Source organism: Paenochrobactrum glaciei (assembly GCF_039522165.1).
Classification (GTDB): Bacteria; Pseudomonadota; Alphaproteobacteria; order Rhizobiales; family Rhizobiaceae; genus Paenochrobactrum; species Paenochrobactrum glaciei.
In genome coordinates this window covers 248,714-273,268 of sequence record NZ_BAAADE010000003.1, presented here as the reverse complement: position 1 = coordinate 273,268, position 24,555 = coordinate 248,714, and the positions used below count along the sequence as shown (strand labels likewise).

24 protein-coding genes are annotated in these 24,555 nt (G+C 50.1%); 14 read left to right on the top strand and 10 right to left on the bottom strand.

The annotated features are described in order from the left end of the window. Window positions 1-23 precede the first annotated feature (23 nt). Entirely contained in the window at window positions 24-1,448 is a 1,425-nt protein-coding gene (locus ABDZ76_RS10815) for a short-chain fatty acyl-CoA regulator family protein (RefSeq protein ID WP_343805282.1), read from the bottom strand. A 190-nt stretch (window positions 1,449-1,638) separates the two neighbouring features. On the opposite strand from ABDZ76_RS10815, the gene ABDZ76_RS10810 reads away from it, so the two are divergent. From ABDZ76_RS10810 to prpB, 3 genes are read left to right on the top strand one after another with little or no spacing between them, the layout of a single operon-like run. After that, the gene (locus ABDZ76_RS10810; RefSeq protein ID WP_343805280.1) at window positions 1,639-3,153 is read left to right on the top strand and encodes an MmgE/PrpD family protein; all 1,515 of its coding nucleotides are present in this window, start codon (window positions 1,639-1,641) and stop codon (window positions 3,151-3,153) included. 26 nt (window positions 3,154-3,179) lie between these two features. Beyond that, window positions 3,180-4,346, top strand: a complete 1,167-nt coding sequence (gene prpC / locus ABDZ76_RS10805; protein ID WP_343805278.1) for a bifunctional 2-methylcitrate synthase/citrate synthase — start codon at window positions 3,180-3,182, stop codon at window positions 4,344-4,346. A 9-nt stretch (window positions 4,347-4,355) separates the two neighbouring features. Next, on the top strand, window positions 4,356-5,267 hold the full coding sequence (gene prpB, locus ABDZ76_RS10800) for a methylisocitrate lyase (protein ID WP_343805276.1): 912 nt from the start codon (window positions 4,356-4,358) through the stop codon (window positions 5,265-5,267). A 23-nt stretch (window positions 5,268-5,290) separates the two neighbouring features. Here the strand turns inward: prpB and ABDZ76_RS10795 are convergent, their stop codons facing one another. From ABDZ76_RS10795 to ABDZ76_RS10780, 4 genes are read right to left on the bottom strand one after another with little or no spacing between them, the layout of a single operon-like run. Then, window positions 5,291-5,938: a GrpB family protein gene (locus tag ABDZ76_RS10795; protein ID WP_343805274.1), complete on the bottom strand. Its 648-nt coding sequence runs from the start codon at window positions 5,936-5,938 to the stop codon at window positions 5,291-5,293. 39 nt (window positions 5,939-5,977) lie between these two features. After that, entirely contained in the window at window positions 5,978-7,780 is a 1,803-nt protein-coding gene (locus tag ABDZ76_RS10790) for an ABC transporter ATP-binding protein (protein ID WP_343805272.1), read from the bottom strand. Window positions 7,781-7,838: 58 nt separating this feature from the next. After that, the gene (locus ABDZ76_RS10785; RefSeq protein ID WP_343805270.1) at window positions 7,839-8,921 is read right to left on the bottom strand and encodes an ATP-binding protein; all 1,083 of its coding nucleotides are present in this window, start codon (window positions 8,919-8,921) and stop codon (window positions 7,839-7,841) included. Continuing rightward, a complete protein-coding gene (locus ABDZ76_RS10780) occupies window positions 8,914-9,609 on the bottom strand; it encodes a response regulator (protein WP_343805268.1) in 696 nt (231 codons plus the stop codon). The genes ABDZ76_RS10785 and ABDZ76_RS10780 overlap by 8 nt, the downstream gene beginning before the upstream one ends. 168 nt (window positions 9,610-9,777) lie before the next feature. On the opposite strand from ABDZ76_RS10780, the gene ABDZ76_RS10775 reads away from it, so the two are divergent. From ABDZ76_RS10775 to kynU, 7 genes are all read left to right on the top strand, one after another. After that, a complete protein-coding gene (locus ABDZ76_RS10775) occupies window positions 9,778-10,503 on the top strand; it encodes a GNAT family N-acetyltransferase (protein WP_343805266.1) in 726 nt (241 codons plus the stop codon). A gap of 3 nt (window positions 10,504-10,506) precedes the next feature. Then, on the top strand, window positions 10,507-11,313 hold the full coding sequence (locus ABDZ76_RS10770; RefSeq protein WP_343805264.1) for an APH(3') family aminoglycoside O-phosphotransferase: 807 nt from the start codon (window positions 10,507-10,509) through the stop codon (window positions 11,311-11,313). 92 nt (window positions 11,314-11,405) lie between these two features. Next, on the top strand, window positions 11,406-12,263 hold the full coding sequence (locus ABDZ76_RS10765) for an EamA family transporter (protein WP_343805262.1): 858 nt from the start codon (window positions 11,406-11,408) through the stop codon (window positions 12,261-12,263). 39 nt (window positions 12,264-12,302) lie between these two features. Then, entirely contained in the window at window positions 12,303-12,761 is a 459-nt protein-coding gene (locus tag ABDZ76_RS10760; protein ID WP_343805260.1) for a MarR family winged helix-turn-helix transcriptional regulator, read from the top strand. 65 nt (window positions 12,762-12,826) lie between these two features. Next, window positions 12,827-14,035 (top strand): M20 metallopeptidase family protein, encoded by a 1,209-nt coding sequence (locus ABDZ76_RS10755; RefSeq protein ID WP_343805258.1) that lies wholly within the window; start codon window positions 12,827-12,829, stop codon window positions 14,033-14,035. 54 nt (window positions 14,036-14,089) lie between these two features. Next, window positions 14,090-15,382 carry an MFS transporter gene (locus ABDZ76_RS10750; protein ID WP_343805255.1) on the top strand — a complete coding sequence of 431 codons (1,293 nt, stop codon included), beginning with the start codon at window positions 14,090-14,092 and terminating at the stop codon, window positions 15,380-15,382. A gap of 21 nt (window positions 15,383-15,403) precedes the next feature. Next, window positions 15,404-16,651 carry a kynureninase gene (kynU, locus tag ABDZ76_RS10745; protein WP_343805253.1) on the top strand — a complete coding sequence of 416 codons (1,248 nt, stop codon included), beginning with the start codon at window positions 15,404-15,406 and terminating at the stop codon, window positions 16,649-16,651. A gap of 49 nt (window positions 16,652-16,700) precedes the next feature. On the opposite strand, the gene ABDZ76_RS10740 is transcribed toward kynU, so the two are convergent. Together ABDZ76_RS10740 and ABDZ76_RS10735 are read right to left on the bottom strand one after the other, a co-directional pair. Further along, on the bottom strand, window positions 16,701-17,219 hold the full coding sequence (locus ABDZ76_RS10740) for a GNAT family N-acetyltransferase (protein WP_343805251.1): 519 nt from the start codon (window positions 17,217-17,219) through the stop codon (window positions 16,701-16,703). Between the two features lie 5 nt (window positions 17,220-17,224). After that, the gene (locus tag ABDZ76_RS10735; RefSeq protein WP_343805249.1) at window positions 17,225-17,719 is read right to left on the bottom strand and encodes a 2-thiouracil desulfurase family protein; all 495 of its coding nucleotides are present in this window, start codon (window positions 17,717-17,719) and stop codon (window positions 17,225-17,227) included. A gap of 192 nt (window positions 17,720-17,911) precedes the next feature. Between ABDZ76_RS10735 and ABDZ76_RS10730 the strand changes: the two genes are divergently transcribed. Further along, window positions 17,912-18,703, top strand: coding sequence for an aminoglycoside adenylyltransferase family protein (locus tag ABDZ76_RS10730; RefSeq protein WP_343805247.1), 792 nt, complete (start codon window positions 17,912-17,914; stop codon window positions 18,701-18,703). A 174-nt stretch (window positions 18,704-18,877) separates the two neighbouring features. After that, the gene (cml, locus tag ABDZ76_RS10725) at window positions 18,878-20,074 is read left to right on the top strand and encodes a CmlA/FloR family chloramphenicol efflux MFS transporter (RefSeq protein WP_343805245.1); all 1,197 of its coding nucleotides are present in this window, start codon (window positions 18,878-18,880) and stop codon (window positions 20,072-20,074) included. 49 nt (window positions 20,075-20,123) lie between these two features. Here cml and ABDZ76_RS10720 read toward each other — a convergent pair whose 3' ends face one another. Beyond that, window positions 20,124-20,726: a DUF2239 family protein gene (locus ABDZ76_RS10720; protein ID WP_343805242.1), complete on the bottom strand. Its 603-nt coding sequence runs from the start codon at window positions 20,724-20,726 to the stop codon at window positions 20,124-20,126. A 125-nt stretch (window positions 20,727-20,851) separates the two neighbouring features. On the opposite strand from ABDZ76_RS10720, the gene ABDZ76_RS10715 reads away from it, so the two are divergent. Continuing rightward, window positions 20,852-21,187: a GIY-YIG nuclease family protein gene (locus tag ABDZ76_RS10715; protein WP_343805240.1), complete on the top strand. Its 336-nt coding sequence runs from the start codon at window positions 20,852-20,854 to the stop codon at window positions 21,185-21,187. A gap of 104 nt (window positions 21,188-21,291) precedes the next feature. Here ABDZ76_RS10715 and ABDZ76_RS10710 read toward each other — a convergent pair whose 3' ends face one another. Next, window positions 21,292-22,050 carry a siderophore-interacting protein gene (locus tag ABDZ76_RS10710; protein ID WP_343805238.1) on the bottom strand — a complete coding sequence of 253 codons (759 nt, stop codon included), beginning with the start codon at window positions 22,048-22,050 and terminating at the stop codon, window positions 21,292-21,294. Window positions 22,051-22,071: 21 nt separating this feature from the next. Beyond that, window positions 22,072-23,496, bottom strand: a complete 1,425-nt coding sequence (locus tag ABDZ76_RS10705; protein ID WP_343805236.1) for an MFS transporter — start codon at window positions 23,494-23,496, stop codon at window positions 22,072-22,074. Window positions 23,497-23,623: 127 nt separating this feature from the next. Here ABDZ76_RS10705 and ABDZ76_RS10700 point away from each other — a divergent pair, with 127 nt between their 5' ends. Next, window positions 23,624-24,532, top strand: coding sequence for a LysR family transcriptional regulator (locus ABDZ76_RS10700; protein WP_343805234.1), 909 nt, complete (start codon window positions 23,624-23,626; stop codon window positions 24,530-24,532). The last annotated feature ends 23 nt before the right edge of the window (window positions 24,533-24,555 follow it).

The window sequence follows — 24,555 nt, the reverse complement described above, 5'->3', positions numbered from 1 at the left end:
CTTCTATCAATAATCTTTGCTGGCTAACGCATTCCCTCATAACGGGAAAAAGCGGTGACATTTTCATTAATGCGACTTGTCTGCGCCAATGGCGGAAAAGCACGTTGCGCACAATTTGCCCGCTCGCATAATTTACACCCCGCCCCAATCATGGTGCGCGCTTCTGGATCATTGATCGCCAGACCTTTGGAATAAACCAGTTTCGACGCATGCGCCAAATCGCAACCAAGGCCGATTGCAAAGGTTTTTTCCGGTGCTCCATAACCTGCATGGTGATGGGTAACGGTGCGGGCAACCCACAAATATGCACGCCCATCAGGCATTTCAGCAATTTGTGTGCAGATGCGATCCGGCGACATAAATGCCTCATAAACCGTCCATAGCGGGCAAGTGCCGCCAACGCGGGAGAAATGAAAATCAGTGGCCGACTGACGCTTTGAAATATTACCCGCCCTGTCAACACGCACAAAGAAAAAAGGCACACCCGATGCCCCCGGCCTCTGCAAAGTGCTGAGACGATGGCAAATAGTTTCAAAGCCAACACCAAATCTTTGCCCCAGCAAATCAATGTCATAGCGCATCTCTTCTGCTGCTTTCAAAAAATGTCCGTAAGGCAGCAGTACCGCTCCGGCAAAGTAATTTGCCAAGCCGATACGCAAGAGCGCGATGGTTTCAGCGTCTGAAAACTCAGCCTGACCACAAAGCTTTTGCAGCAGATTTTCTTGCTCCAAAAAGCAAAGCTGCGTTGCCATTTGGAAAGCTGCCTGACCTATGTTCAAAGCCTTTGACAGCGTTAAAACTTTGAGCGCCGGATCAAAACGGCGCACGACATTTTTTTGCGCAACCGCATCGGCATATTCAACCCTGACGCCATGCAGTTTCTGCAAACGCATCGCCAAGGCATCATCAAGCCGGCTATTATATACATGCAAAGTTGCAGCCAATTCTTCGGCCAGCACATCCAGCTCGGCGATATGATTACTTTTTGAATAAAAATAATCGCGCACCGCCTCATAAGGCATGGAGCGATAAGAATTTTCTGCCACCTGACGCGGATCGCCTAAACGAATTGCCAGCCCTTCGGATTGCTCCACCGCCTGCCGCATTTGCTTATAAAGCTGGATCACTGCACGCCCGACCGCTGGCATATTGCTGACGATATCTTTGATATCGCTATTGGAAATTTTGTCGCCGATCAGCGGGTTGGACAATACCTGCCGTAACTCACCCACCAACCGTGTTTCGTCCTCCTCGGAGAAAAACTGTACATCCACGCCGAAGGCCGAATTCATCCGCAGCAAGACCGGCACGGTGATCGGCCTTTGATTGTTTTCGATCTGGTTGAGATAGCTCAGCGAAATGCCCAGCACATCAGCCAAAGCCTGCTGCGTCAGTTTTTTCTCCTCACGCAATCTTCGCAATCTTGCGCCCACAAATGGCTTCTTCAAGCGACCTCCTCCCCTGTGGCCTGCATCGTGCAAAAACTTCGCAAACTTTGCAAGTTTACATAAATTTCTTCACAAAACTCCACAATTTCAGTCATTTACCTCGTTCTTTATAAGTGGATATTGCGAACCATTACAAGGGGCACACAGACCGAAACGAGATTTTTGGTTGTTTACTTATGGAGACGCATTCGTGAATTCACATACAGTCCGCACTTATAAATCAGCTGAACCTTTAGCCCGCGAAGATCAGCTGGCATGGAAAATCGCTAGTATTGCCGCTGATAATGTTCCGCTTGATGACGATGTTGTCGATATGATCGGCAATCGTATTATCGACAATGCGTCGGTTGCTGCTGCCTCCCTTGCCCGCCGTCCTGTCATCAGCGCCCGCGCACAGGCAACCGCGCACCCATATCAAAAAGGTGCAACCGTTTTCGGCCTACCATCCGACACCCGCGTGTCACCGGAATGGGCAGCATGGGCCAATGGCGTTGCCGTGCGTGAGCTTGATTTCCACGACACATTTCTGGCTGCAGATTACTCCCATCCGGCCGACAATATCCCGTCCATTCTCGCTGTTGCCCAACATTGCGGCCTGAACGGTGATGCCCTCGCCCGTGGCATTGCCACCGGCTATGAAGTGCAGGTCAATCTCGTCAAGGGTATCTGCCTGCATGAGCATAAAATTGACCATATCGCCCATTTGGGTCCTTCGGCTGCTGCTGGTATCGGCACTGCACTCGGTCTTTCGGCTGAAACCATTTATCAAGCGGTTCAACAGGCTCTGCATGTCACCACCACCACACGCCAATCCCGCAAAGGCGAAATCTCCAGCTGGAAAGCCTATGCACCTGCATTTGCCGGTAAAATGGCAATTGAAGCCGTTGACCGCGTCATGCGCGGCGAAGGCGCACCATCACCGGCATGGGAAGGCGAAGACGGCTTTATTGCATGGTTACTGAGCGGCCCGAGCGCCAAATATATCGTGCCATTGCCGGGTAAAGGTGAAGCCAAACGCGCTATTATGGACACCTATACCAAAGAACATTCAGCCGAATATCAAAGTCAGGCTTTGATTGATCTGGCACGTCGTATGCGCAGCAAAATCAGCAATTTTGCCGATATTTCCAGCATTGTTATCCACACCAGCCACCACACCCATTATGTGATCGGCACCGGGGCCAACGATCCGCAGAAGATGGATCCGAATGCCAGCCGTGAAACGCTTGACCATTCGATCATGTATATTTTTGCCGTGGCACTGGAAGATGGCGGTTGGCATCATGAGCGTTCTTATGCGCCGGAGCGTGCAAAACGCCCTGAAACAGTCAGCCTCTGGCACAAGATTTCAACGCTGGAAGATCAGGAATGGACAAAGCGTTATCACAGCCAGGATCCGAATGAAAAAGCCTTTGGCGGCCGTGTCGTCATTACCTTGAAAGACGGCACTGTCATTGAAGATGAGCTGGCAATTGCTGATGCACATCCGCTTGGTGCCCGCCCGTTCAAACGTGCTGACTATGTCAATAAGTTCCGGACATTGGCTGAAGGCATTGTCGAAAAAGCCGAACAGGATCGCTTCATCGCCACTGTTGAACGCCTGACCAGCCTTAAAGCCGATGAACTCGGCGGCCTGAACTTCAGCGTTTCGCCTGATCGCTTAGGCCAGACATCGCCAAAAGGCATTTTTGACTGCAACGCCTGATTATCCGATCAAGGGAGGAAATAAGCATGACAACACCTAAGCCGAAAAAGTCTGTTGCTCTCTCAGGCGTTGTCGCCGGCAACACTGCTTTATGCACAGTCGGTCGCACCGGCAATGACCTGCACTATCGTGGCTATGACATTCTCGACATGGCACGCGCCTGCGAGTTTGAAGAAATCGCCTACCTGCTGGTGCATGGTGAATTGCCAACCATCACGGAACTTGTCGCCTATAAAGCAAAGCTCAAAGCTTTGCGCGGTTTGCCGGAAGTGGTGAAACGCACACTGGAACTGCTGCCAGCCGCCACCCATCCGATGGATGTGATGCGCTCCGGCATTTCAGCACTTGGCTGTGTGTTGCCGGAAGCCGGTGACCACAATCATCCGGGTGCGCGTGACATTGCCGATCGCTTAATGGCCTCCCTTGGTTCCATGCTGCTTTATTGGCATCATTTTGCCTATAATGGCCGCCGCATTGAGGTGGAAACCGATGATGACTCCATCGGTGGACACTTCCTGCATCTTCTGCATGGCACAGCTCCAAGTGCCGAGCATGTTAAAGCCATGCACACATCGCTTATTCTTTATGCCGAGCATGAGTTTAATGCGTCCACCTTCACCGCGCGCTCCATCGCCGGTACTGGTTCGGACATGTATTCCGCGGTTTGCGGAGCGATTGGTGCATTGCGCGGACCAAAACATGGTGGTGCCAATGAAGTCGCTTTTGAAATTCAAAAGCGTTACTCAAGCCCCGATGAAGCCGAGGCGGATATTCGCCGCCGTGTCGAAGCCAAGGAAGTGGTGATCGGATTTGGCCATCCGGTTTATACGATTGCCGATCCACGCAATAATGTCATCAAGCAAGTGGCCCATGAGCTTTCGCTCGAAGCTGGCTCAACCCGCATGTATGACATTGCCGAGCAGATTGAAAAGACAATGGCGGAAACCAAAAACATGTTCGCCAATCTCGATTGGTTCAGTGCGGTTTCCTACCATTTACTGGGCGTGCCAACAGCTATGTTCACACCGCTTTTTGTCATTGCCCGTACATCAGGCTGGGCAGCGCATGTGATTGAGCAACGCATGGATAATAAAATTATCCGTCCGTCCGCCAATTATACCGGCCCTGAAAACAAAACTTTTCTGCCCCTTAGTGAACGTAGCCACCAGTCAATCAACGCGCGCGCTGCTTAAGGATTTATAATGACATATCTGATTGCATCCGAATTAAACACAGAACCTGCTGGTCAGCGCTTTAGCAAACTGGTTGAGCAAGGCTCCATTGCCCAATTGCCCGGCGCACATAACGGTATGGCGGCATTGCAGGCAAAAAATGCCGGCTTTAAGGGTCTTTATCTCTCCGGTGCGGCCATGACCGCATCGATGGGTATACCGGATCTTGGCATGATAACGGTGGATGAAGTTTCTTTCTTCATCCGTCAGATTGCCCGCGCCAGCGGCCTGCCTTTGCTGGTCGATGGCGACACTGGCTATGGCGAAGCCCTCAATGTCATGCATATGGTGCGTACATTTGAAGATGCAGGTGCCGGTGCCGTGCATCTTGAAGATCAATTATTGCCGAAAAAATGCGGCCATTTGAACGATAAAAAATTGGCCAATGCGCATGATATGGCAGCCAAAGTGGCAGCGGCCAACAAAGCACGCCGCCATCTTTATCTGATTGCCCGCACCGACGCTGCCGCCAGTGAAGGCATGGATGGTGCCGTAGCGCGAGCCAAACTTTATATGGAAGCCGGTGCTGATGCGATCTTCCCAGAAGCGCTGACCACCGCCGACATGTTCCGCGAATTTGCAGCGCGTATGCCTGGTGTGCCATTGCTTGCCAATATGACTGAGTTTGGCAGAACACCTTTCTTCACAGCCTCCGAGTTTGAAGAAATGGGCTACCGGATGGTGATCTGGCCGGTTTCATCGCTGCGCGTTGCCAATAAAGCGCAAGAGCGCCTTTATGCGGCCATCAAACAAAACGGCTCAACGCAAAGTTGCCTTGGCGACATGCAAACCCGTGCCGAACTTTATGACACAATCGGGCTTGCCAATTATGAAGCGCTTGATGCATCCATTGTCAGCACAGTTGTACCGGAACCAGTTTGATTTTCTACATTTAAGAAGCCCGCTCAGACTGAGCGGGTTACCTCATAGGCGCGGTTAGCCTGATAAAGCCGATAGGCTTCAAATAATCTGGCATAGATTTCTCTGACCACAGCCTGTTTTTTCATATTATAGGTCTGCACATTATCAACGCCATCTTTCGCCGACATTTTTGCATCCCCGTAAAGTTCGCGGTCTGCGGCATGGGTGATAAGCCAGTCACGAAACAAAATATGGCGAATATGCTCAGGGCAATTAGGCGCAAAAACATGCAAATTGACCCGCGGCTCATTTAAGCGCAGCATACGATGCTGATACCAAGAGCGCTCACGCACTGTTAGCTGATAGCCAAGCTTTTCCAAAGCCGGTACATACAGCGCTTCATTTTCAGGATCTTCCACGATCAGATCAATATCAATCACTGGCTTTGCCGGTAATTGCGGCACGGCTGTTGAGCCGACATGCTCAATGGCCAAGGCATGTTCCGGCAATGCCTGCTCAATATCTTCTTTCAAATTTTCAAACAGAATATGCCATTGCGGATCATAGGCCTCGACATCAATCTGCTCCGGCTTTGGCTTGCCGTTGACCCAAGGATTTTCCTGACTGTCACCTTCTTCAAATGTCGCAATCATTTCTGCATCCGGCCAGTTCTTCTCATATTTTGGCAACATTATTTTCACCCTTAAAAATCACTTGTCATCAATTCCCGATCAAGAGCCGGATTTAATCAATGCAGCATAGACACCGCCCAAAGCTTCCAGCTCTTCATGCGTGCCACGCTCTACAATGCGTCCTTGCTGCAAAACGATAATCTGATCAGCATTGCGAATTGTTGAAAGACGATGCGCGATAGTGATTGTCGTGCGGTCTTTCGACAAATTAGCCAGCGCCATTTCCATGGCGCGTTCGGTTCTCGTATCCAGCGCACTGGTTGCTTCATCCAGCAATAAAACCGGCGGATTACGTAAAATCGTACGCGCCAAGGCTAAACGCTGCTTTTCACCGCCAGAAAAACGATAACCGCGGTCGCCAACAATCGTGTCATAGCCATCCGGCAAGGCTGCGAGATAATCATGAATTTGGGCAATTTTAGCAGCGCGGATCAATTCTTCATCTGTTGCATCCGGTTTTGCGAAGCGCAAATTTTCGGCAACCGATGCGTAAAGCAGATAAGGCTCCTGCGTTACGACACCGAGCATATCCGCCAATGTGTCAAAACTTAAATCGCGAATATCAATTCCGTCATAACGGATAGAGCCACTTTGCACATCGTAAAGCCGTGCCAACAGATAACCAAGCGTTGTTTTGCCGGAACCGGTTGAACCAACAAGCGCGACACTGGAACCAGCCGGAATATCAATAGAAATATCCGACAAGGTTGGTCTGTCGCTATCCGGATAAGAAAAGCTGACATGACTGATCTGCACGCCACCTTGCATCTGAGCGCGCTCAAACTCCACCGCATTGGCGGCCTGCTTAATTTCAACCGGCTTATCAAGATATTGAAAAACACGGGTGAACAGCGCCCGCGTAGTGCGCACCTCACGATTGATTGCGAGTAAACCTTCCAGCGGCCAAAGCAATTGCTCCTGCAAAGCAATCATCGCGACCAATGTACCGATCGTAACCGGAACACTCGTGCTCATTAAAAATCCGCCCAGCAACAAAGTCAGCGCAGGCAAAATCGACAGGATAAGATAAATCAACTGCCATTCCCACTCACCGGCCGTGTGCGAACGTACTTCCAGTTTTGCTACATCTTCCGATGTGCGCGTAAAACGACGGGTCAGATGCTCACCGCGCCCCATAGTACGTGCCAGAATAACGCCAGAGATCGACAAGGATTCCTGCACAACCGCCGACATGTCCCCAAGGCGCACTTGCTGTTCATGGGTGATAGACTCACGCATTTTGCCGACGCGATCACTAAGAATGATCGTCAAAGGGACTGCCACCATTGAAAACAATGCCAAACGCCAATCGAGAAAAAACATCGCAATCGCGGTCATCACCACCATGCTTAAATTACGCGCCAACTCATTGGCAGTATTGGTGACCAATGTTTGCAAACCGCCAATATCGCTGGCAATGCGTGACTGAATTTCACCTGAACGGGTGGCCGCAAAAAACGACAGCGATAAGGATTGCAAATGCGAATAAAGTCGCACACGCAGATCATGCATGATCGCCTGTCCGATTTTAGTGGACATCACAATTTGCAATGTATTGAGCGCTGCCGACAGCACCGCAATGCCGACAAGCCCGCCTGCCAGATAAAGCAATAACTCAAGATCACCCTTTGGCAGCGCTTCATCAATAATTGCGCGCAATAAAAACGGTGAGGCCATCCCCACGGCAGAGCCGAAAAGCAGCAAGCCAACGACATTGATGATCTGTCGCCTATAAGGTTTGAAAAGCGCAAATATCCGTTTGGCCGAGACATGAGTTGCGGCCAGTTCCTGATAGTTTGCGTCGGGTTGCGAGTTTGTATTTTGATCCTGAAATTCAGACATAAATTTTCCTGTCCTGAACGGACGATAGTTTTTTTAATAATATTGGAGCCATGCAGGCTTAAGCTGGCAGCACAGGCTTTGTGTCTGGCGCACGCAGTGGCAGCATCAACGAAACAACCGTTCCGCCACCATCGCGCTTGGCGATTGTCGCCGCGCCGCCATGACTTTCAGCAATGACACGCACAACCGACAGCCCCAAACCGGAACCGCCACGCGCGCGGGCACGGGAATTATCCTCCCGCCAAAACCGCTCGAATGCACGCTCATAACCTTCATCAGTCAAACCGCGGCCTCGATCACACACACGCAGAACAGCATGATCATCAATAACCACAGTTTCGACTTTCAAAGGCGCGCCACTGGCATAACGGCAAGCATTTTCCAAGATAGCCAGCAAAGCCTGTCTGATCCGTGCCTCATCAGCACAAACCATAATCGGCCGCAAATCGGTTTCAACATCGATACCCGCAGCCGCTAAATCCGGCGCGAAAGAATGCAACACCGCTTCAGCCTCTGCGCCCAGATCAATCTTAGTGCTCGTCAATTCCAGTTTACTGGAAGAAAAAAGCCCTAACATGCGAAGATCTTCGACCAATTTTGTCAAACCATCGACATGACTGATGAGAGATGCATAAAGTGCCGGATCAGCTTTGTAGACACCATCATTCAAGCCCTGCAAACGGCCTCGCAAAATGGTAAGCGGTGTGCGCAATTCATGGGCAATCGCCATATTCGAATAGCGCAGTTCAGCTTCTGCCGCTTCAAGCCGTACGGTCATGTCGTTAAAGTCGGACAGCAATTGCTCGGCTTCGCCAAAAATCTTTTCATCAAGTTTGGCGCGCGTAGCAAAATTACCCTCCGCCACCAATCGCGCAGCCGCACCAACAGCTGCTAGAGGTGCAGCAATTTTCTTGACCAAGCGCCAACCGACAATAGCCGCCGTCAATTCGCCAACCAGTATAATCATTGCCAAGACGACAAGATCAAACGGCGTCCAGTCTTCCGGATAAGGCGTTTTCGGGAAAAGCCATTCGTAGAAAGTAATGAACACAATCCAGCCGAAAAACATCGTCGCTAAAGCAACGAGATTAACGATGGTCATGGCCAGAACGACTTTCCACAACAAGCCGTTTTTAGTCATGGCGATCTTCCAGACGATAACCGACGCCACGCACACCTGAGAGTAACCCGTCCGCACCCGCTTCTTTCAGCTTGCGTCGCAAATTACTGATATGACTATCAACAGTTCTGTCGACGGCATCACCTTCCGGCAGACAGGCATCAATCAGCTCGCCGCGTTCAAACACACGGTTAGGCGATTGCGCCATGTGGGAAAGCAGACGAAATTCCGTGCGTGTGAGTTCCAAAACGGCTTTACTGCCATCATGTTTGTCAACCGTTGCGCTATAAGCTTCCGGGTCAATCGACAAAGCGCCAATGCGTAAAATACGACTGCGGTGGTTGCTTGTGCGACGCAACACGGCTTTGGCGCGCGCCACCACTTCCAGCGGATTAAACGGCTTCACCACATAATCATCAGCACCGATACGCAAAGCTTGCAGCTTGTCGAGATCTTCAGCCAGCGCTGTCACCATAATAACCGGCGTATTGCCGCGCTGGCGCAAAATAGCCAACACTTCATAACCATCCTGACGCGGCAATTTAATATCGAGCACAACCAGATCAGGCTTTAGTCGCTGATGATGCGACAAACCGATTTCACCATCATGAGCGCTGACCGTACGAAAACCCTCGCGCTCAAAATAGCGACGCAAAATATCTGCGATTTCAGGTTCGTCTTCGATAATCAGAATGAGTGCGTTATTCATTGCCGTCACATGCCTTTCCGGTTCTTCAAATCCTGAAATGACTATCGCGTCAATGCTGTACAACGCGCCTGCACGCAATCTGCACAATAGCTCTACATTGCCTGCACAGCCAGCATATTATGCATAAATTTGCACCCAATCTTTATCGCACCTGAAAGATATTACCCGATGTTCTCTGCAATTATTCACGATTACTGGCGCAGTGTTTTTACAGCCGGTGAAGATGTTTTTGACAATGCGGATTTGTCGGTAAAAATCAATCCCGAGCTGGATGAAGATGAAAAAGGCGCACTCTTAAAAGTCGACGGTAAAAGCTTCATCAGTCTGCAACCAGAAACTGCCGCCTTACTTGATTTAACATCAATTCATCCGTTATCGGAGACCGTTCTTACCCAGAAAATGGCTGAACACGGTTTGCAGCTTTATGGTGCTGATAATCTGTTTTATTTAGCCGACGGTGAAGCCACAGGCTTTGCAGAACCGGCCACGAATGTGCGCCAACTCACAACAGATGATGCCGCAATTTTTGATCAGTTTTGTGCAAAAGCAAGTGAAGAAGATCTTGATGCGGCTTATGTGGAGCTCGATCACTGGCTGGTCTATGGTGCCTTTGAAAATAACGAGCTTGTATGTGCCAGCAGCATGTATGCGTGGAACCAATCAAACCTAGCAGATTTGGGCGTTTTGACATTGCCGGATTTCAGAGGCAAAGGCTATGCACGCGCGGTGGTGCAAGCCATTTGCCGCCATGCGGCAGAAGCTGGTTTTGAGCCGCAATATCGCTGCCAGCTGGATAATGCTGCATCAGTTCAACTGGCCAAGGCTACCGGTTTCAAACTATTTGGCACATGGGACATTTTCGTCGCCGCACCAAATGAAGAGAAAGCGGCATAAGCAATGGCACGCGAAAGAGACACGCAGAGCATCACTCTTCCGGCTTCCATGCAAAGCCTTATTGATGGCTATAGCTGGAAAGAAAACCTTGTCGGCATGTCTGGCGGCAAGGTTTTCAGGCTGGTTGCACCTGCTGGAAAAAGTGATCTTTATCTAAAATACGGGCATGGCAGCACCGCCCGTGATATAACCGACGAGATGGTACGGCTTGACTGGCTTAAGCAGCATATCAACGTGCCTGAAGTGCTCAGCTTTACCAAAACCGGCGATGAAGCCTGGTTGCTGACGCGTGCATTGACAGGGCGTACAGCCTATCAAATGCTGGAAGATGCCCCTGAAAATCACCTGCTGATTGTCGAGGCATGTACGCGTTTTCTAACAAAGCTTCATAATATCCCTGTTGATGACTGCCCGTTTAATAGCAGCCATCATATGCGCCTTGCCCTTGCCCGTAAGCGACTGGAGGCAGGGCTTGTCGATACCGACGATTTCGGCGGTCTCTATCAAGGCGCCACCGCCCAACAGGTCTGGGATGACATTCAACGCTGCCTGCCGCTTGCGCATGAGCCTGTCGTCACCCATGGTGATTTTTCGCTCGACAATATTTTGATATCTGGCACTGAAGTGATCGGTTGCATTGATGTTGGCCGTGCCGGTATCGCTGATCGCTATCAGGATCTTGCTATTTTATGGGATTGTCTCGGTGAATTTGATGCAAGCCTGCAATCACATTTATGGACGGCTTACGGCCTTGCTTCACTTAACCAAAATCACTTGCGTTTTCATCTCGGACTAGATGAATTTTTCTAACAAGTTTGTGCCTTGTAAGCGCAGATATGAGAGCCTAAAGATAGGCTCTCTTCCGATTTAAAATCACTTTTCTTTTGCATTTTGAGGCTATCATGAGCGCTATCCGGCATGAACAAACAGGCGGACACGGGCATATATTGGTGCCGGTTAGCTTTTGCCTTGCCGCAATGGTCAGCATTCAGCTGGCAGCCGCACTTTCCAAGCCCGTGATGGCGCAATTGGGCGTCTTTGGCACCAGTCTGGTGCGTTTGTCTTTTGCCGCTCTTATTTTGCTGATTATCGTGCGCCCTTCATTTCTGCGTTATGACCGCAGCCAATGGTATGCAGCCTTCGGCCTCGGCGTCACCATGGCTATCATGACGCTGTGCTTTTTCTCGGCCATTGAAACCATACCTCTTGGCATGGCTGTCGCGATTGAATTTTTAGGCCCCTTATTGGTAGCCACAATTTATGGCAGCGGGCGTTTGCGTTTCATCTGTCCGCTGATTGCAGCCTTTGGGGTTGCCTGCCTTTCTGCCAGCGGCGATATCTGGGCAAATGACTGGAAAGGCATGCTTTTTGCCTTTGGTGCTGCTTTTGGCTGGGGTGGTTATATTATATTCATGAAACATGCCGGACAAAAATTTCAAGGCCTTGAAGGTCTGGCAGTTTCAATGATTTTCACAGCTTTGATCGCCCTGCCGCTAGGTGCACAGGAGCTTTATTCAGGCTTCACGCCGGATATTTTCCTGATCGCCGCTTTGCTGGCAATCTTATCGCCACTTGTGCCCTATGCACTGGAATTTTTCGCTCTGCGACGGATGAAAACATCATCTTTTGGCATTTTATTGAGCCTTGAACCAGCGCTTGGCGCCACTATTGGCTTTATCATTTTAGGCCAAACACTCACGTTCGTTCAATTAACCGGCATTGCACTGGTTATCATTGCCAGTATCATCAGTACCCGTTAGGCTGCATAAAGATGCAAGCAAACAGCAAGAGCAGATTGAATGACACGGCCAGAAAAACCCGCCCCCGAAATGGATTTAGGCGAACTGCCTGAAATTCTTGGCTATTTGTTGCGCATTGCTGCGCGCGCTTCTGATCGTCAGGTACTGCCCGTTTTATCTGCCAATGGGTTTACCCGTGCTGAAATCACCACATTGATGATTATCGCTTATAATCCAAACCGCTCTTTACAGGAGATAACCACCGCCGTTGGCGTGGAAATGCCCGCAACACAGCGTTTGGTCAATGCATTGCGTAAAAAAGGCTATGTCACCCAAAGTCGCCCGGATTATGATAAGCGCATCACGCAATATCAGATTACTCCAAGCGGCCTAGAACAAGCCGAGCGGATGAACGATCTCTGTAATGAAAAAGACCGTAAACTTATCTATGGTCTGTCTGAAACAGAGAAAAAAGAGCTTTTCCGTCTGCTGCGCCACGTCGGAAGTTACACTGAGTAAAAATTGAAATCCCGCTCTTGTACAAATTACTTAACTGCGTTAAGTAATTTTAAGGGAGATATTTTATGCAGAATTCAGATCGTCTCGCGCCATTTGAGCGCCTTCACATCCGCAATCAATCGCTCGAAGCGATCCGTCATCACCTGCACCAATATCCCGAGCTTGCCTATAAAGAAACTGAAACCGCCGCTTTTGTCATGGATGCCTTAAAGGCGCTCGATATTCCGTTTGAAAGCGGTATCGGCGGCACCGGCATTGTGGCAACGCTGCGCGGTACTGCAACAAAATCCGGTGAAGACGGCACCATTGTTGGCTTCCGCACCGAGCTTGATGCACTTCCTATTACCGAGCCGAATGATTTTGCCCATCGCTCACGCAATCAGGGTGTCAAACATGCTTGCGGCCATGATGGGCACATGACTATTCTGCTCGGCCTTGCAGCTTATTTGAGTGAAAATCGCGACTTTGACGGCACAGTCCGTTTCATTTTCCAGCCCGCAGAAGAAGGTGGCGCAGGCGCCAAGCGTATGATTGAAGACGGGATGCTTAGCCGTTTTCCGATGCAACAGGTTTTCTCTTTGCATAACTGGCCTGAACTACCAGCTGGCACAGTGGGCGTTTTAAACGGCCCGATTATGGCTGGTGGCTACACGGTGGAAGTCTCTGTCACCGGCACAGGCGGGCATGGTGCGACCCCTTATGCCTGCACAGATCAGCTCAACATTGCTGTGCAAATTCTCAATCAGATGCAATCATTCATGGCGCGCCGCTTGCCGCCATTTAATCCGGCAGTGCTTTCGATCACCCGCATTACCGGCGGTGAAGCCAATAATGTTATTCCTGATGAAGTGCGCTTTGACGGCACTATTCGTCTTTTTGATGAGGTTGCCGCAAAAATCATCGAAACGGAAATGCCTGCGCTGATTAAAGGCATTGCGCAAAGCTGGGGTGCTGAGGCAAAGGTCAATATTCAGGAATATTACCCGCCCACCATCAGCAATATGGCCTCGGCCGAATTGGTTGCCAAAGCTGCTAATGATTTAGGGTTAGCAGTGGCAAGCGCTGAAACAGGCCTGCGCCCTGCCATGACCAGTGAAGATTTCTCCTTCATGTTGCAGGAAGTGCCGGGTTGTTATTTCTGGCTCGGCCAAGGTGGAGATTACGGCCTTCATCATCCGCATTATGATTTCAACAATCAGATCTTACCCGCAGGTGTGGCGCTTTATGCGCAAATCGCCCGGCTCGCATTACAGATGACAAAAGAAAACAGCTGAAAGCCGCGAAGAACGGATGAAGCTTAAAATCCTGCTACAAGGGGGACTTGAACTATGGCAGTGACACAACAAGATGGCGCATATGCCGGACAACCGGCGCCGCGCAAAAAAAATGCAAAAATGATTGTTGCCATCTCGATCGGTAATGCGCTCGAATGGTTTGATCTAGCCGTTTACGGCTTTTTGGCAGCCACCATTGCGAAGCTGTTTTTTCCGGCCGTCAATGAATTTTATTCACTGATGCTCACCTTTGCCACCTTTGGCGTGGCTTTTGTCATGCGCCCGCTGGGCGCTGTGGTGCTTGGCGCATATGCCGACCGTGTAGGGCGTAAAAAAGCGCTGTCGCTTTCCATCTGGATGATGATGCTCGGCACATTTGCCATCGCAGTGGCACCAACCTTTACACAAGCGGGTGTTTTCGGCTCCATTATGGTGGTGCTGGCTCGGCTTGCACAAGGTTTTTCTGCCGGTGGTGAATTTGGTTCGGCAACAGCATTTCTGGCCGAACTCAACCCAAAAAAACGTGGCTTTTATGCCAGCTGGCAGTTTGCCTCGCAGGGTCTTGTCACCTTGCTTGCATCGGCTTTCGGCGTCTATTTAAACAGTGGCCTGACACCGGAACAGCTGGAAAGCTGGGGCTGGAGATTGCCGTTTTTCTTCGGTCTGCTGATTGGCCCTGTTGCGATTTATATCCGCCGTCAGATGCATGAATCGGAAGAATTTACCGCTGTTGCCAAAAAAGGCGACACCAGCAGCCTTGGCCAGACAGTTGTGGCAGAACGTCAAAAGCTTCTGCTTTCCTTCGGTCTGGTTATCTTGCTGACCGTGACCTCTTACACGCTCTTGTTCCTGCCATCTTATGCCGTGCGTCAATTGCATCTTGAACCCGTTTACGGTTTCACCGGCACATTGCTGATGGGTTGTATCCAGCTGCTTATGACACCAATTTTTGGTGCTCTTTCCGACCGTATCGGCCGCACCCCAACCATGCTTGCCGCTTCGCTGATCATTGCTGTTGGTATTATTCCAGGCTTTGCCTATCTCGACAGCCATGTGTCGATCTTGGCTTTCCATATTCTGCTTGGCGCTTTGGCCTTTGCACTCACCGGCTATTCGGGGCCGCTTGCAGCACTGATGTCCGAGCTCTTCCCGACCCGTTCGCGCGGTGCCGGTCTTTCAATGAGCTACAGCTTTGCCGTGACTATTTTTGGCGGCTTTGCACCATTTATTATTGCATGGATGATCAATGCCACCGGCTCCAATCTGGCTCCGGCAATTTATCTGGCCTTCGGCAGTGCTTTGAGCTTTATTACCGTCATCTATATCCGCCGCCTCGGTTTGCGTTAATTTGAAAACAGGAGACAGCTTATGTCGCAAGATATAACACTGGAAGTGATACGAAATCGGGACGCCCATGATGGTTTGCGTCAATTTCGCGAGCGCTTTACCATTCCGGAAAACATGATTTATCTGGATGGAAACTCCTTGGGGCCTGCGCCTAAATCAGCTCTTGCCGCACTTGAACGTGCGGCACATGCTGAATGGGGACAAGACCTCATCCGCAGCTGGAACAGTGCCGGTTGGTTTGATCTGCCTTTGAAACTTGGCGATCAGGTCGGTGCACTCACAGGTGCCGCCAAGGGACAAATCGCAGTTTGCGACAGCACTTCGATTAATATTTTCAAGGCTTTAAGCGCTGCTGCAAGCCTGCGTCCAGATCGTAAAGTGATTGTCGCAGAAGGCGCAAGCTTCCCGACCGATCTTTATATCGCGGAAGGTTTTGTCGCCAGCCAGCCACAGCTGAGCCTGAAATTGCAAGGTGTTGACGGCGATACAATCGAAGAGCTGCTTTCTCCCGATGTCGGCGTGGTCTTGTTAAACCATGTCAATTATCGCAGCGGCTATCTGCATCATATGAAGGCAATGACTGCCCGCATTCAGGCCGCAGGCGCACTGGTCGTCTGGGACTTGTGCCACAGTGCCGGTGCACTGGATGTTCAGCTTGATGATTGCAATGCCGATTTTGCCGTTGGCTGCACCTATAAATATATCAATGGCGGCCCCGGCGCACCTGCTTTCATCTATGTTGCCAAACGCCATCAGGCACAAGCGCGCCAGCCGCTTTCCGGTTGGTGGGGACATGCACGCCCCTTTGCCTTTGAGCAGCAATATGAAGCAGCGCCAGCCATTGCCCGTTTTCTCTGCGGTACACAGCCAATTCTTTCCATGCAAACGCTCAATGGTGCATTGGAAGCATGGCAAGGCGTCAGCATGGCGGATTTGCGCAGCAAAAGCCTCGCGCTGACCGATCTTTTCATCAATTTGGTGGAAGAGCGCTGTAAAGATTTTGACCTGCAGCTCATCACCCCGCGCAAGCATGAAGAACGTGGCTCGCAAGTGGGCTTCACGCATCCGCATGCTTATGAAGTCATGCAAGCGCTGATTGCCGATGGTGTTGTTGGTGATTTCCGTGCGCCGGATGTTTTGCGTTTCGGTTTCACGCCGCTTTATATCAGCTTTGAAAATGTCTGGAATGCGGTTGAAGTGCTACGCGATGTGCTGAGCACCGAGCGTTGGAAAGAGCCGCGCTTTGCCGCGAAAAACGCTGTAACCTGATCATAAAATATGCCTTATCGCGGCTCTCATCGGCCGCGATAAGGTTTTCTCATATTGCGCGTGACAATAATTGCCCCGGCCAGCCATCAACATCAAATGTTGTCACAGGCTGATAGCCGCAAGCTTCATAAAAGCGTACCAGATCACCGCTGCCACCGCCATAGCAATCCACCCGCAACTGGTTCACACCAACCGCCTTGGCACGCTCATCGGCAAATTCTAAAAGCTTTCGTCCACTCCCGCGCGCCTCTTTATCGCGCGAGGCGATCAGCATGCGCACATAAAGTTCTGCTTGGCATGCAGGCTGCACATAAGGCATGGCATCGCCCAAAACCATCGCACCACAAACACCAATTGAGCTCTTTTCAGCCACCCATGCTTCCGGCAAAGCACATTCTCTGGCAATTCGCTCAATACGTTGTGGCGATGCAGACCACGGCTCGCTGCCCCATTGCCCGACATTGCCGATACGAACAAACCAGGCAATCGCATCATCAAACAATTGCACAACCGCCGCCACATCACGCTGATGTGCACGACGGATCACGATATCAGGATTGTTTTTCACTGCTATCAAGCCACACTCTGCAATCGCTGTTGCAATTGCTCAATCTCATGATCTGCGAAAACCTCAATGCCGTTTTTGCGCAGTAAGGCAGCGGTTACACCATTGCCGACATGTTTTTGATTACCAAAACTACCATCATAAATGAAAGCACTGCCACAAGACGGGCTGCCATCAATCAACAATGCAAAACGGCATTGATGTGCCTTTGCTATATCAAGCGCGGCCTGCGCACCTTTAACAAAAAGCGCAGTTACATCCTCACCATCCAGTGCCACAACTTGCGCTTCTCCGGCAAGCACAGCTTCGCCTGTTTGCGCGGCCCCAATCTCAGCTGGCAAACGCGGCACACTAAAGCCGCCCTTTAGCTCCGGGCACACAGACACAACACGGCCTTCTGACTGCCATTGATCGAGCAGCGCATGGTGCAATGTCTTGGCCTTACCATTATAGCGTACTGGTTGCCCCAGCAAGCAGGCACTGACGAGGATTTTTTCACTCATGATGGTCGTTTCAATCTAAAAATCCACACTTCGAAATGATCATATTGATCGTACAAGCTGATAATACGCCAGCAATATGCGTCGCATTTTACATCACAAATAAATTTACACCGAATGACATTCAAGCATTTAATTGATTAATGTGCAAAAACTTATTAACATCCCTGCATAAATATTTCTTGAAAGCCTGCTATGTTCGCTTCCTTCATTACTACTCAGCACCAAATAAACACTGCCCTCCGGTTTTTGCAGGTGCTTTTGAGGGAGAATTTATTAGCCGTTTATTTGCATGGCTCCGCCGCTTCCAGCGGATTAAAACCACAAAGCGACATCGACCTTCTTGTTTGCATCAAACAATCTTTGCCCGATGAAACACGCAAGAAACTGCTGGTATTTCTGCTCGACCTCTCCTCAACCTATCCGGCACGCCCTGAAGCTGCGCGTTGTCTGGAAGTGATTGTCTTCACTCTCGATGAATTAAAAAATCCGCATTTCCCAGCCGTGACCGATTTTATTTATGGCGAATGGTTGCGGGAGAGTTTCCTTCAAGGTGAACTGCCAGAACCTGCTGCCGATGCTGAGACGACATTGATTTTAGCACAGGCAAACAAAGAGGCTGTGTCCCTATGGGGCGCAGCCAAAGGAGACTTATTGCCCGTCATTTCTACCGCTGATATTCGCAAAGCCACGCTGCACGGCCTTCCTGATTTACTTGCCAATTTTCAAGGCGATGAGCGCAATGTGCTGCTGACACTGGCGCGGATGTGGTACACAGCTGAGACAGGTGAATTTACGAGTAAAGATCAAGCCGCACTTTGGGCAGCCGCTCTTTTGCCGGAAACAATGGCACAGGTTATGACCCATGCCAGCGCTGCATATTTGGGGCAGATTGATGAAAACTGGGCAAGTCATGCGCCGATAGCAGAGCAGACCGCCAACTATTTACACATGCAAATAGTTGCGAAAATTACGATTTCGGGTTAAATGCATTTTTCTTAAACGCTCTGTTTGGAGGCATCATTATGATGAAAGTCGAAAAAGCAACCAAATAAGCCGCATCAACTTTTTGTTGCTGCGGCGTTCTGTATTATTCGGTTTTACTGATAATTCATAAAGCAGATGCCGCTCTTTTTTAAATCCCAGAGCGGATGATTTATCATGACTACTCCACGCCCTGTTTGGGCTTATTCTCTATCAGCTGCACTGCTGCTGATGGCACCTTTTGACGTCCTCGCCTCACTGGCGATGGATATTTATTTGCCAGTCGTTCCCTTCATGCCTGAATTTTTAGGCACAACACCGGCTATGATCCAACTCTCGCTAAGCCTTTATATGGTGATGCTGGGAGCCGGACAGGTTATTTTCGGCCCTTTATCCGACCGTATTGGCCGGCGTCCGGTTTTACTTGGCGGCACGCTTCTTTTTATTGTCAGCTCCATAGGAGCAGCTTGCGCGACAGACGGCACATTCTTTGTTCTGTTTCGCTTTACACAAAGCTGCGGAGCATCAGCAGCGCTTGTTGCAACTTTTGCAACAGTACGCGATGTTTACGCCAATCGGCCAGAAGGTGCTGTCATTTATGGCAGTTTCAGTTCGATCCTTGCTTTTGTACCGGCACTCGGCCCGCTCATTGGTGTGGTGATCAATATGGCTTTCGGCTGGCGTGCTATCTTTTTCAGCCTTGCGATCATGGCCTCTGCTGCCTTTGTCCATGCGCTTTTTCGCTGGCATGAAACCGCACCAGCACCAGTGTCACAAAAAACACCATCCATCCTGCCGATCTTTTTAAGCCCGCAATTTTGGGTTTATACCTTAGGTTTCAGCACTGCGATGGGTAGCTTTTTCGTGTTCTTCTCCACTGCACCGCGGGTGCTGATGGAGCAAGCGGGATATTCACCAACCGTTTTCAGCATTTGTTTTGCAACAGTTGCAATCGTCATGGTGATAACCACCCGCTTTGTGAAAAACATTATTGGCCGGTGGGGCATCTCAGGCAGCCTTACACGCGGCATGCTGTTAATCATAAGCGGCGCTCTTTTACTGCTTGTAGGCGAGTTTTACGCAACACCATCTTTTATCAGCTTCATTCTGCCCATGTGGGTGATTGCAGTTGGTATTGTCTTTACCGGTGCAGTCACTGCCAATGGCGCATTAGCAAAATTTGATGCAATCGCTGGCTCAGCAGTTGCCTTTTATTTCTGCGTTCAAAGCCTGATAGTCAGCATTGTGGGTACATTGGCTGTCATTCATTTAAACGGTGACACAGCATGGCCGGTCATTACTTATGCAAGCGGCATGGCATTTATAGTCTTATCCGGCCAGTTCTTAGTGCGCTTTAAAAAAGAGAAAAATTAAACCAATAACCGATCGGGCGCTCAACGCCCGATCGGTTTTACAACATCCATCAAGAGCGAAGTTCGCGTGATGCCAATTGCAAAGCATAGTGCCGGATATCTTCCGGCCAGCTTCGCATTTGCTGCTGCATCTTCTCCTGATCACCCGCAAATAGGGCTCGGATAGCCTCTTCATAGCCTTCTAAATCACCTGCCATTGTGTGCATGAACTGATAGGCCGCTTCCTGTGTAGCGCGCTGTGCATCACGGGGCCCTGCATGGCGGCGTGCTTCATCCACCAATTTCCGCAACACGGCAGATGCACCGCCCGGTTGTTTTGCCAACCATTCCCAATGGCGCGGCAACAGCGTCACCTCACGCGAAACGACGCCTAATTTAGGCCGCCCTCGTCCGCGTGGTTCTGGTTGAGCCTCTTCCTTCGCAACTGATGCAACGCCATATTGAGAAGTCAAACGTGCGGCAATTTCCTGCTCGCTGCCACGAATATCCAGATCAATAATCCGTCCGGTTTCATCATCAAAAACCAAAACAGCACTGGTCGCATCAGTTTCTAATGTCGTCTTCACAGCTAGAGCTGCTTCTAGCAAAGCACCGGAAAATAATAATTCCTGCCCGTTAAATGCGGTGCAGGATTTGGAACGTGTCAAAGTCATGTGCGTATTCCATTGATAAAAATCAGTCTCGCTTCATTTTCTTATTATTACCCGTATAAAATTCTTGCGTCAATATTACCCGTGTAATAATAAGCTTTCAAAAAATTGATGAAAGGAGCCTTCATATGCAGGGCATTGAACGAAAAGCTGCCATCGCAGCCTATAAAGAGAAAAAAGTTGCAAGCGGCATCTACCGTATCAGCTGTCAAGCAAGCGGTGAAAGCTGGATTGGGCAATGGACAAATATTGATGCAATCAAAACGCGGCTCTGGTTTACCTTGCGCCAAAACAGCTCAATGCAAAAAGCATTACAAAGCGCATGGAATACCCATGGCGAAGATCAGTTCAGCTTTGATATTCTGGAAAGATTTGAAGAAGATGAGCCTGACTACATCCGCGCATCAAGATTAAAAGAAAGAGCATTATTCTGGCGCGAAAAACTAAACGCCTATGCCATATAAAAAGAGACAAGAAGCCTCACTGCTAATCTGTAACAATAAATATAGAGCGCATTCATAAATGCCGCCCTGGGGCGGCATTTTTTATCCGTTGAAAATTTGGACAATCAGGAATCCGGATCTTTAAAATCCGTCTCGCCTTTTTTCCAGTATCCGGCTGCGATAACGCGGCTGCGGTCAAAGCCGCAATCAGCCACAAAATGACGGCGCACATCCCGCACCACACCTGCTTCAGCTGAAAACCATACTTGTCCGTTTTCCTTAGACAAATCGGTTGTCATCATCGCATCCTGTAATTCACGACTGCTGCCAATCGGTGCGCCTTTACGTGAAATCCAGTGAATATCAGCGCTCGCTTTCGTGATGATTTGCTGCTTGTCACTGTCTTCCGGCACTTCGAGAAATGCCGTTACTTTGGCCGTTTCCGGTAAGTCTTCAAGAATGGCACCAATTGCAGGCAAAGCCGTTTCATCACCGCCAATCAGCAAATGTTCGGCACTCTCATCATAGCGATAGCCACCGCGTGGCCCTGCCATTTGAATAACATCGCCAGGCTTTGCTCTTTCCGCCCATGTCGAGCAAGGCCCATCACCATGTAAAACAAAATCAATATCCATTTCGGCATCGTTTTCGTAAAAATAGCGGATGGTATAAGCGCGGCCGCTTGATCTTTCACTGTCCGCCACCGGCACAAAAAGCTTAACCCATTGTGCCGGACGTTTGACCGGAAAACCTTCCAATGCACTTGATCCGACCGTTATGCGTTTCATATGCGGGCTTACCATTTGCACTTCCCGCACTTCTGCAATTCGCAAGCGGCGGTCTGTCGGAATAGGCGCACGTTCTGTTATTTCAAAATCAGACATTTCAATCTCCATTCTTCTCATTCAGCCGTTGCGACGACGTAAACTGGTGAGTGAAAGTAAAAGGGCAATAACTGCCATGAAGGCCGCACCAGTGAAGGCACTTTGCATACCGGCAGCCACTGTTTGCGGTGTGGCAGATGCGGCATCACCGGCAGAATGGGCGTAGATTGCTCCCATCAAAGAAGCACCGGTGATAAGACCTAAGTTACGCGCAAGTGCGAGCAAACCTGAGACAAGACCACGTTGCTGTGGCTCTGCATCCATCATCACGGCGGTGTTGTTCGGGGTTTGAAAAAAGGCAAGGCCAACACTGATAAAGGCAATGGCCACCAGATAAACCGGAATACCACCAGTAACCGAAACCCACGACATGATCAGCGCCCCGATTGCAAATAGAGCCAACCCGATAACCATCGTGAAACGCGCGCCGATTTTATCGGCAATCGTTCCGGCAGGAACACCCATAAAAGCAGCAATCAATGGGCCAACAGTCATCACCATGCCGACTGTGTGCATATCAAGCTCCAGCGCTAACTTTAAGAAAAACGGCCCTAAGATTAAGGTTGCCATCATCACAGCATAGACAAGAACACTCATGATCATGCTGGTTGATAAAAGCGCATTGCGGAACATTGAAAGTTTTAGCAAAGGTGCCGGTGTGCTCAATTGCACCCAGATAAACCAGATGAAACCTATGGCAGCTGCAACTTCTAAGCCCAGCACCAATTCATCACCAAAACCGCGTGCGCCTGAGAAGGTCATGGCAAGTGAATAAGCAGCCAACGTTGCTGCCAGCAGCACGGTTCCTGTCCAGTCGAAATTTTGCAATGATGATGTTTGCTTTGGCGCATCCACCGAGGCTGGCAGATAAAACTGCACCAAAAGATAAGCCACAATACTGAGTGGAATATTGACCCAGAACATCGACTGCCAGCCGAAAAGACCAAGCAAAAACGCACCTAAAGACGGCCCCAGCGCAATGCCGAATGAAACCATGGTTGACAAAACACCCATTGCAAAACCTGTACGGTTTTTAGGGAAAACCTCGCCGACAAAAGCAAAGGACAAAGCCATTAAAACAGCACCGCCAACCCCTTGCAGCGCACGCCCTGCAATCAGCACTGGCAGATTTACCGAGAGGGCACATATGGCGGAAGCCACCATAAAAATAACTAAGCCCCAAAGATAAAGGCGTTTTTTGCCAAGCTGATCGCCAAAGCGACCAACCCCGACGATCAACGCGGTGACCACCAGCAGATAGCTGACCACCACCCATTGAATAGCCCCAAAACTTGTGCCGAACTCGGTTACCAGTTGCGGCAGCGCGACATTGATAATGTTGGTGCCTAATTGCGATAATAGAATTGCCAGTGAAAGCCCGGTCAAAACCATGCCGGAACGAACGGGCCGTGGCAAAATTTCAGTTTGAGAAATTTCTGTCATCATATTTTTCCGTTACAAAACCTTGGGAGAAGGCTTTTCATGAAAAAGAGATAACGCCACATTTGAATTGTTTACAGTGCAATGATGGAATTATATAATTGCACCAAATGCAATTGGGGTTCTCTCTTTCATGTCAGACAAACGCCTTTCACAAATTGATATGAATTTGCTCATCACGCTGGATGCGCTCTTGTCGGAAGGCAGCGTTGCCGGTGCTGCGCAGCGCATGAACCTCAGCGCACCGGCCATGAGCCGTCAGCTGACCCGTATTCGTGAATTATTTGACGACCCCATTCTGGTGCGTGCCGGTCGCGGCCTTGTGCCGACACCAAGGGCAGAAGAATTGCGCGAGCCTTTACGCCAATTTGTCTTGGCTGCAGAAACACTTGTACGCGGCGAAGGCGAGATTGACCCGCGCCAGCTGGAACGCACATTTACGGTGCGCTCCAATGATGGTTTTGTGGGCGCTTATGGTGCGGCTATCGCACAAGCAGTTTTTCAGGAAGCTGCCAAAGTGCGGCTTTATTTTGCCCCGCAAGGCAATGAAGATGTTGAGGCTTTACGCGAAGGCAAGGTGGATCTTGATATTGGCGTAATCGGCGCCATGGGGCCGGAAGTACGCTTGCAAGCCTTGTTTCATGACCGTTTTATCGGTGTTGTGCGCCGTGATCATCCGATTGCAACACAAGGTGCATCATTGAAAAATTTTATTCTTTACCCGCATGTTTCCGTTTCACGGCGCGGGCGGTTTGACGGGCCGATTGATAAAGCGCTGGCCGCACAAGGCAAGGATCGCACCGTCAGCCTTGCTGTTGCCAGTTTCTCCGAAAGCCTCGAGATCGTGCGGCGCAGTGATTATATCGCCGCCATGCCTGACCGCCTCACCCATGCAGCACGGCGTGATCTTTTTACCTTCCCGTTACCCGTCCAAGCAGATGCCCTTGCCATTTCACAAGCATGGCATCCGCGTTTTGATGCCGATCCGGCCCATCGCTGGCTCAGAGCCCTCGTGCGCCGAATTTGTTCGAATCCGGTTTAAAAAGAACCAACAACCACATAAGG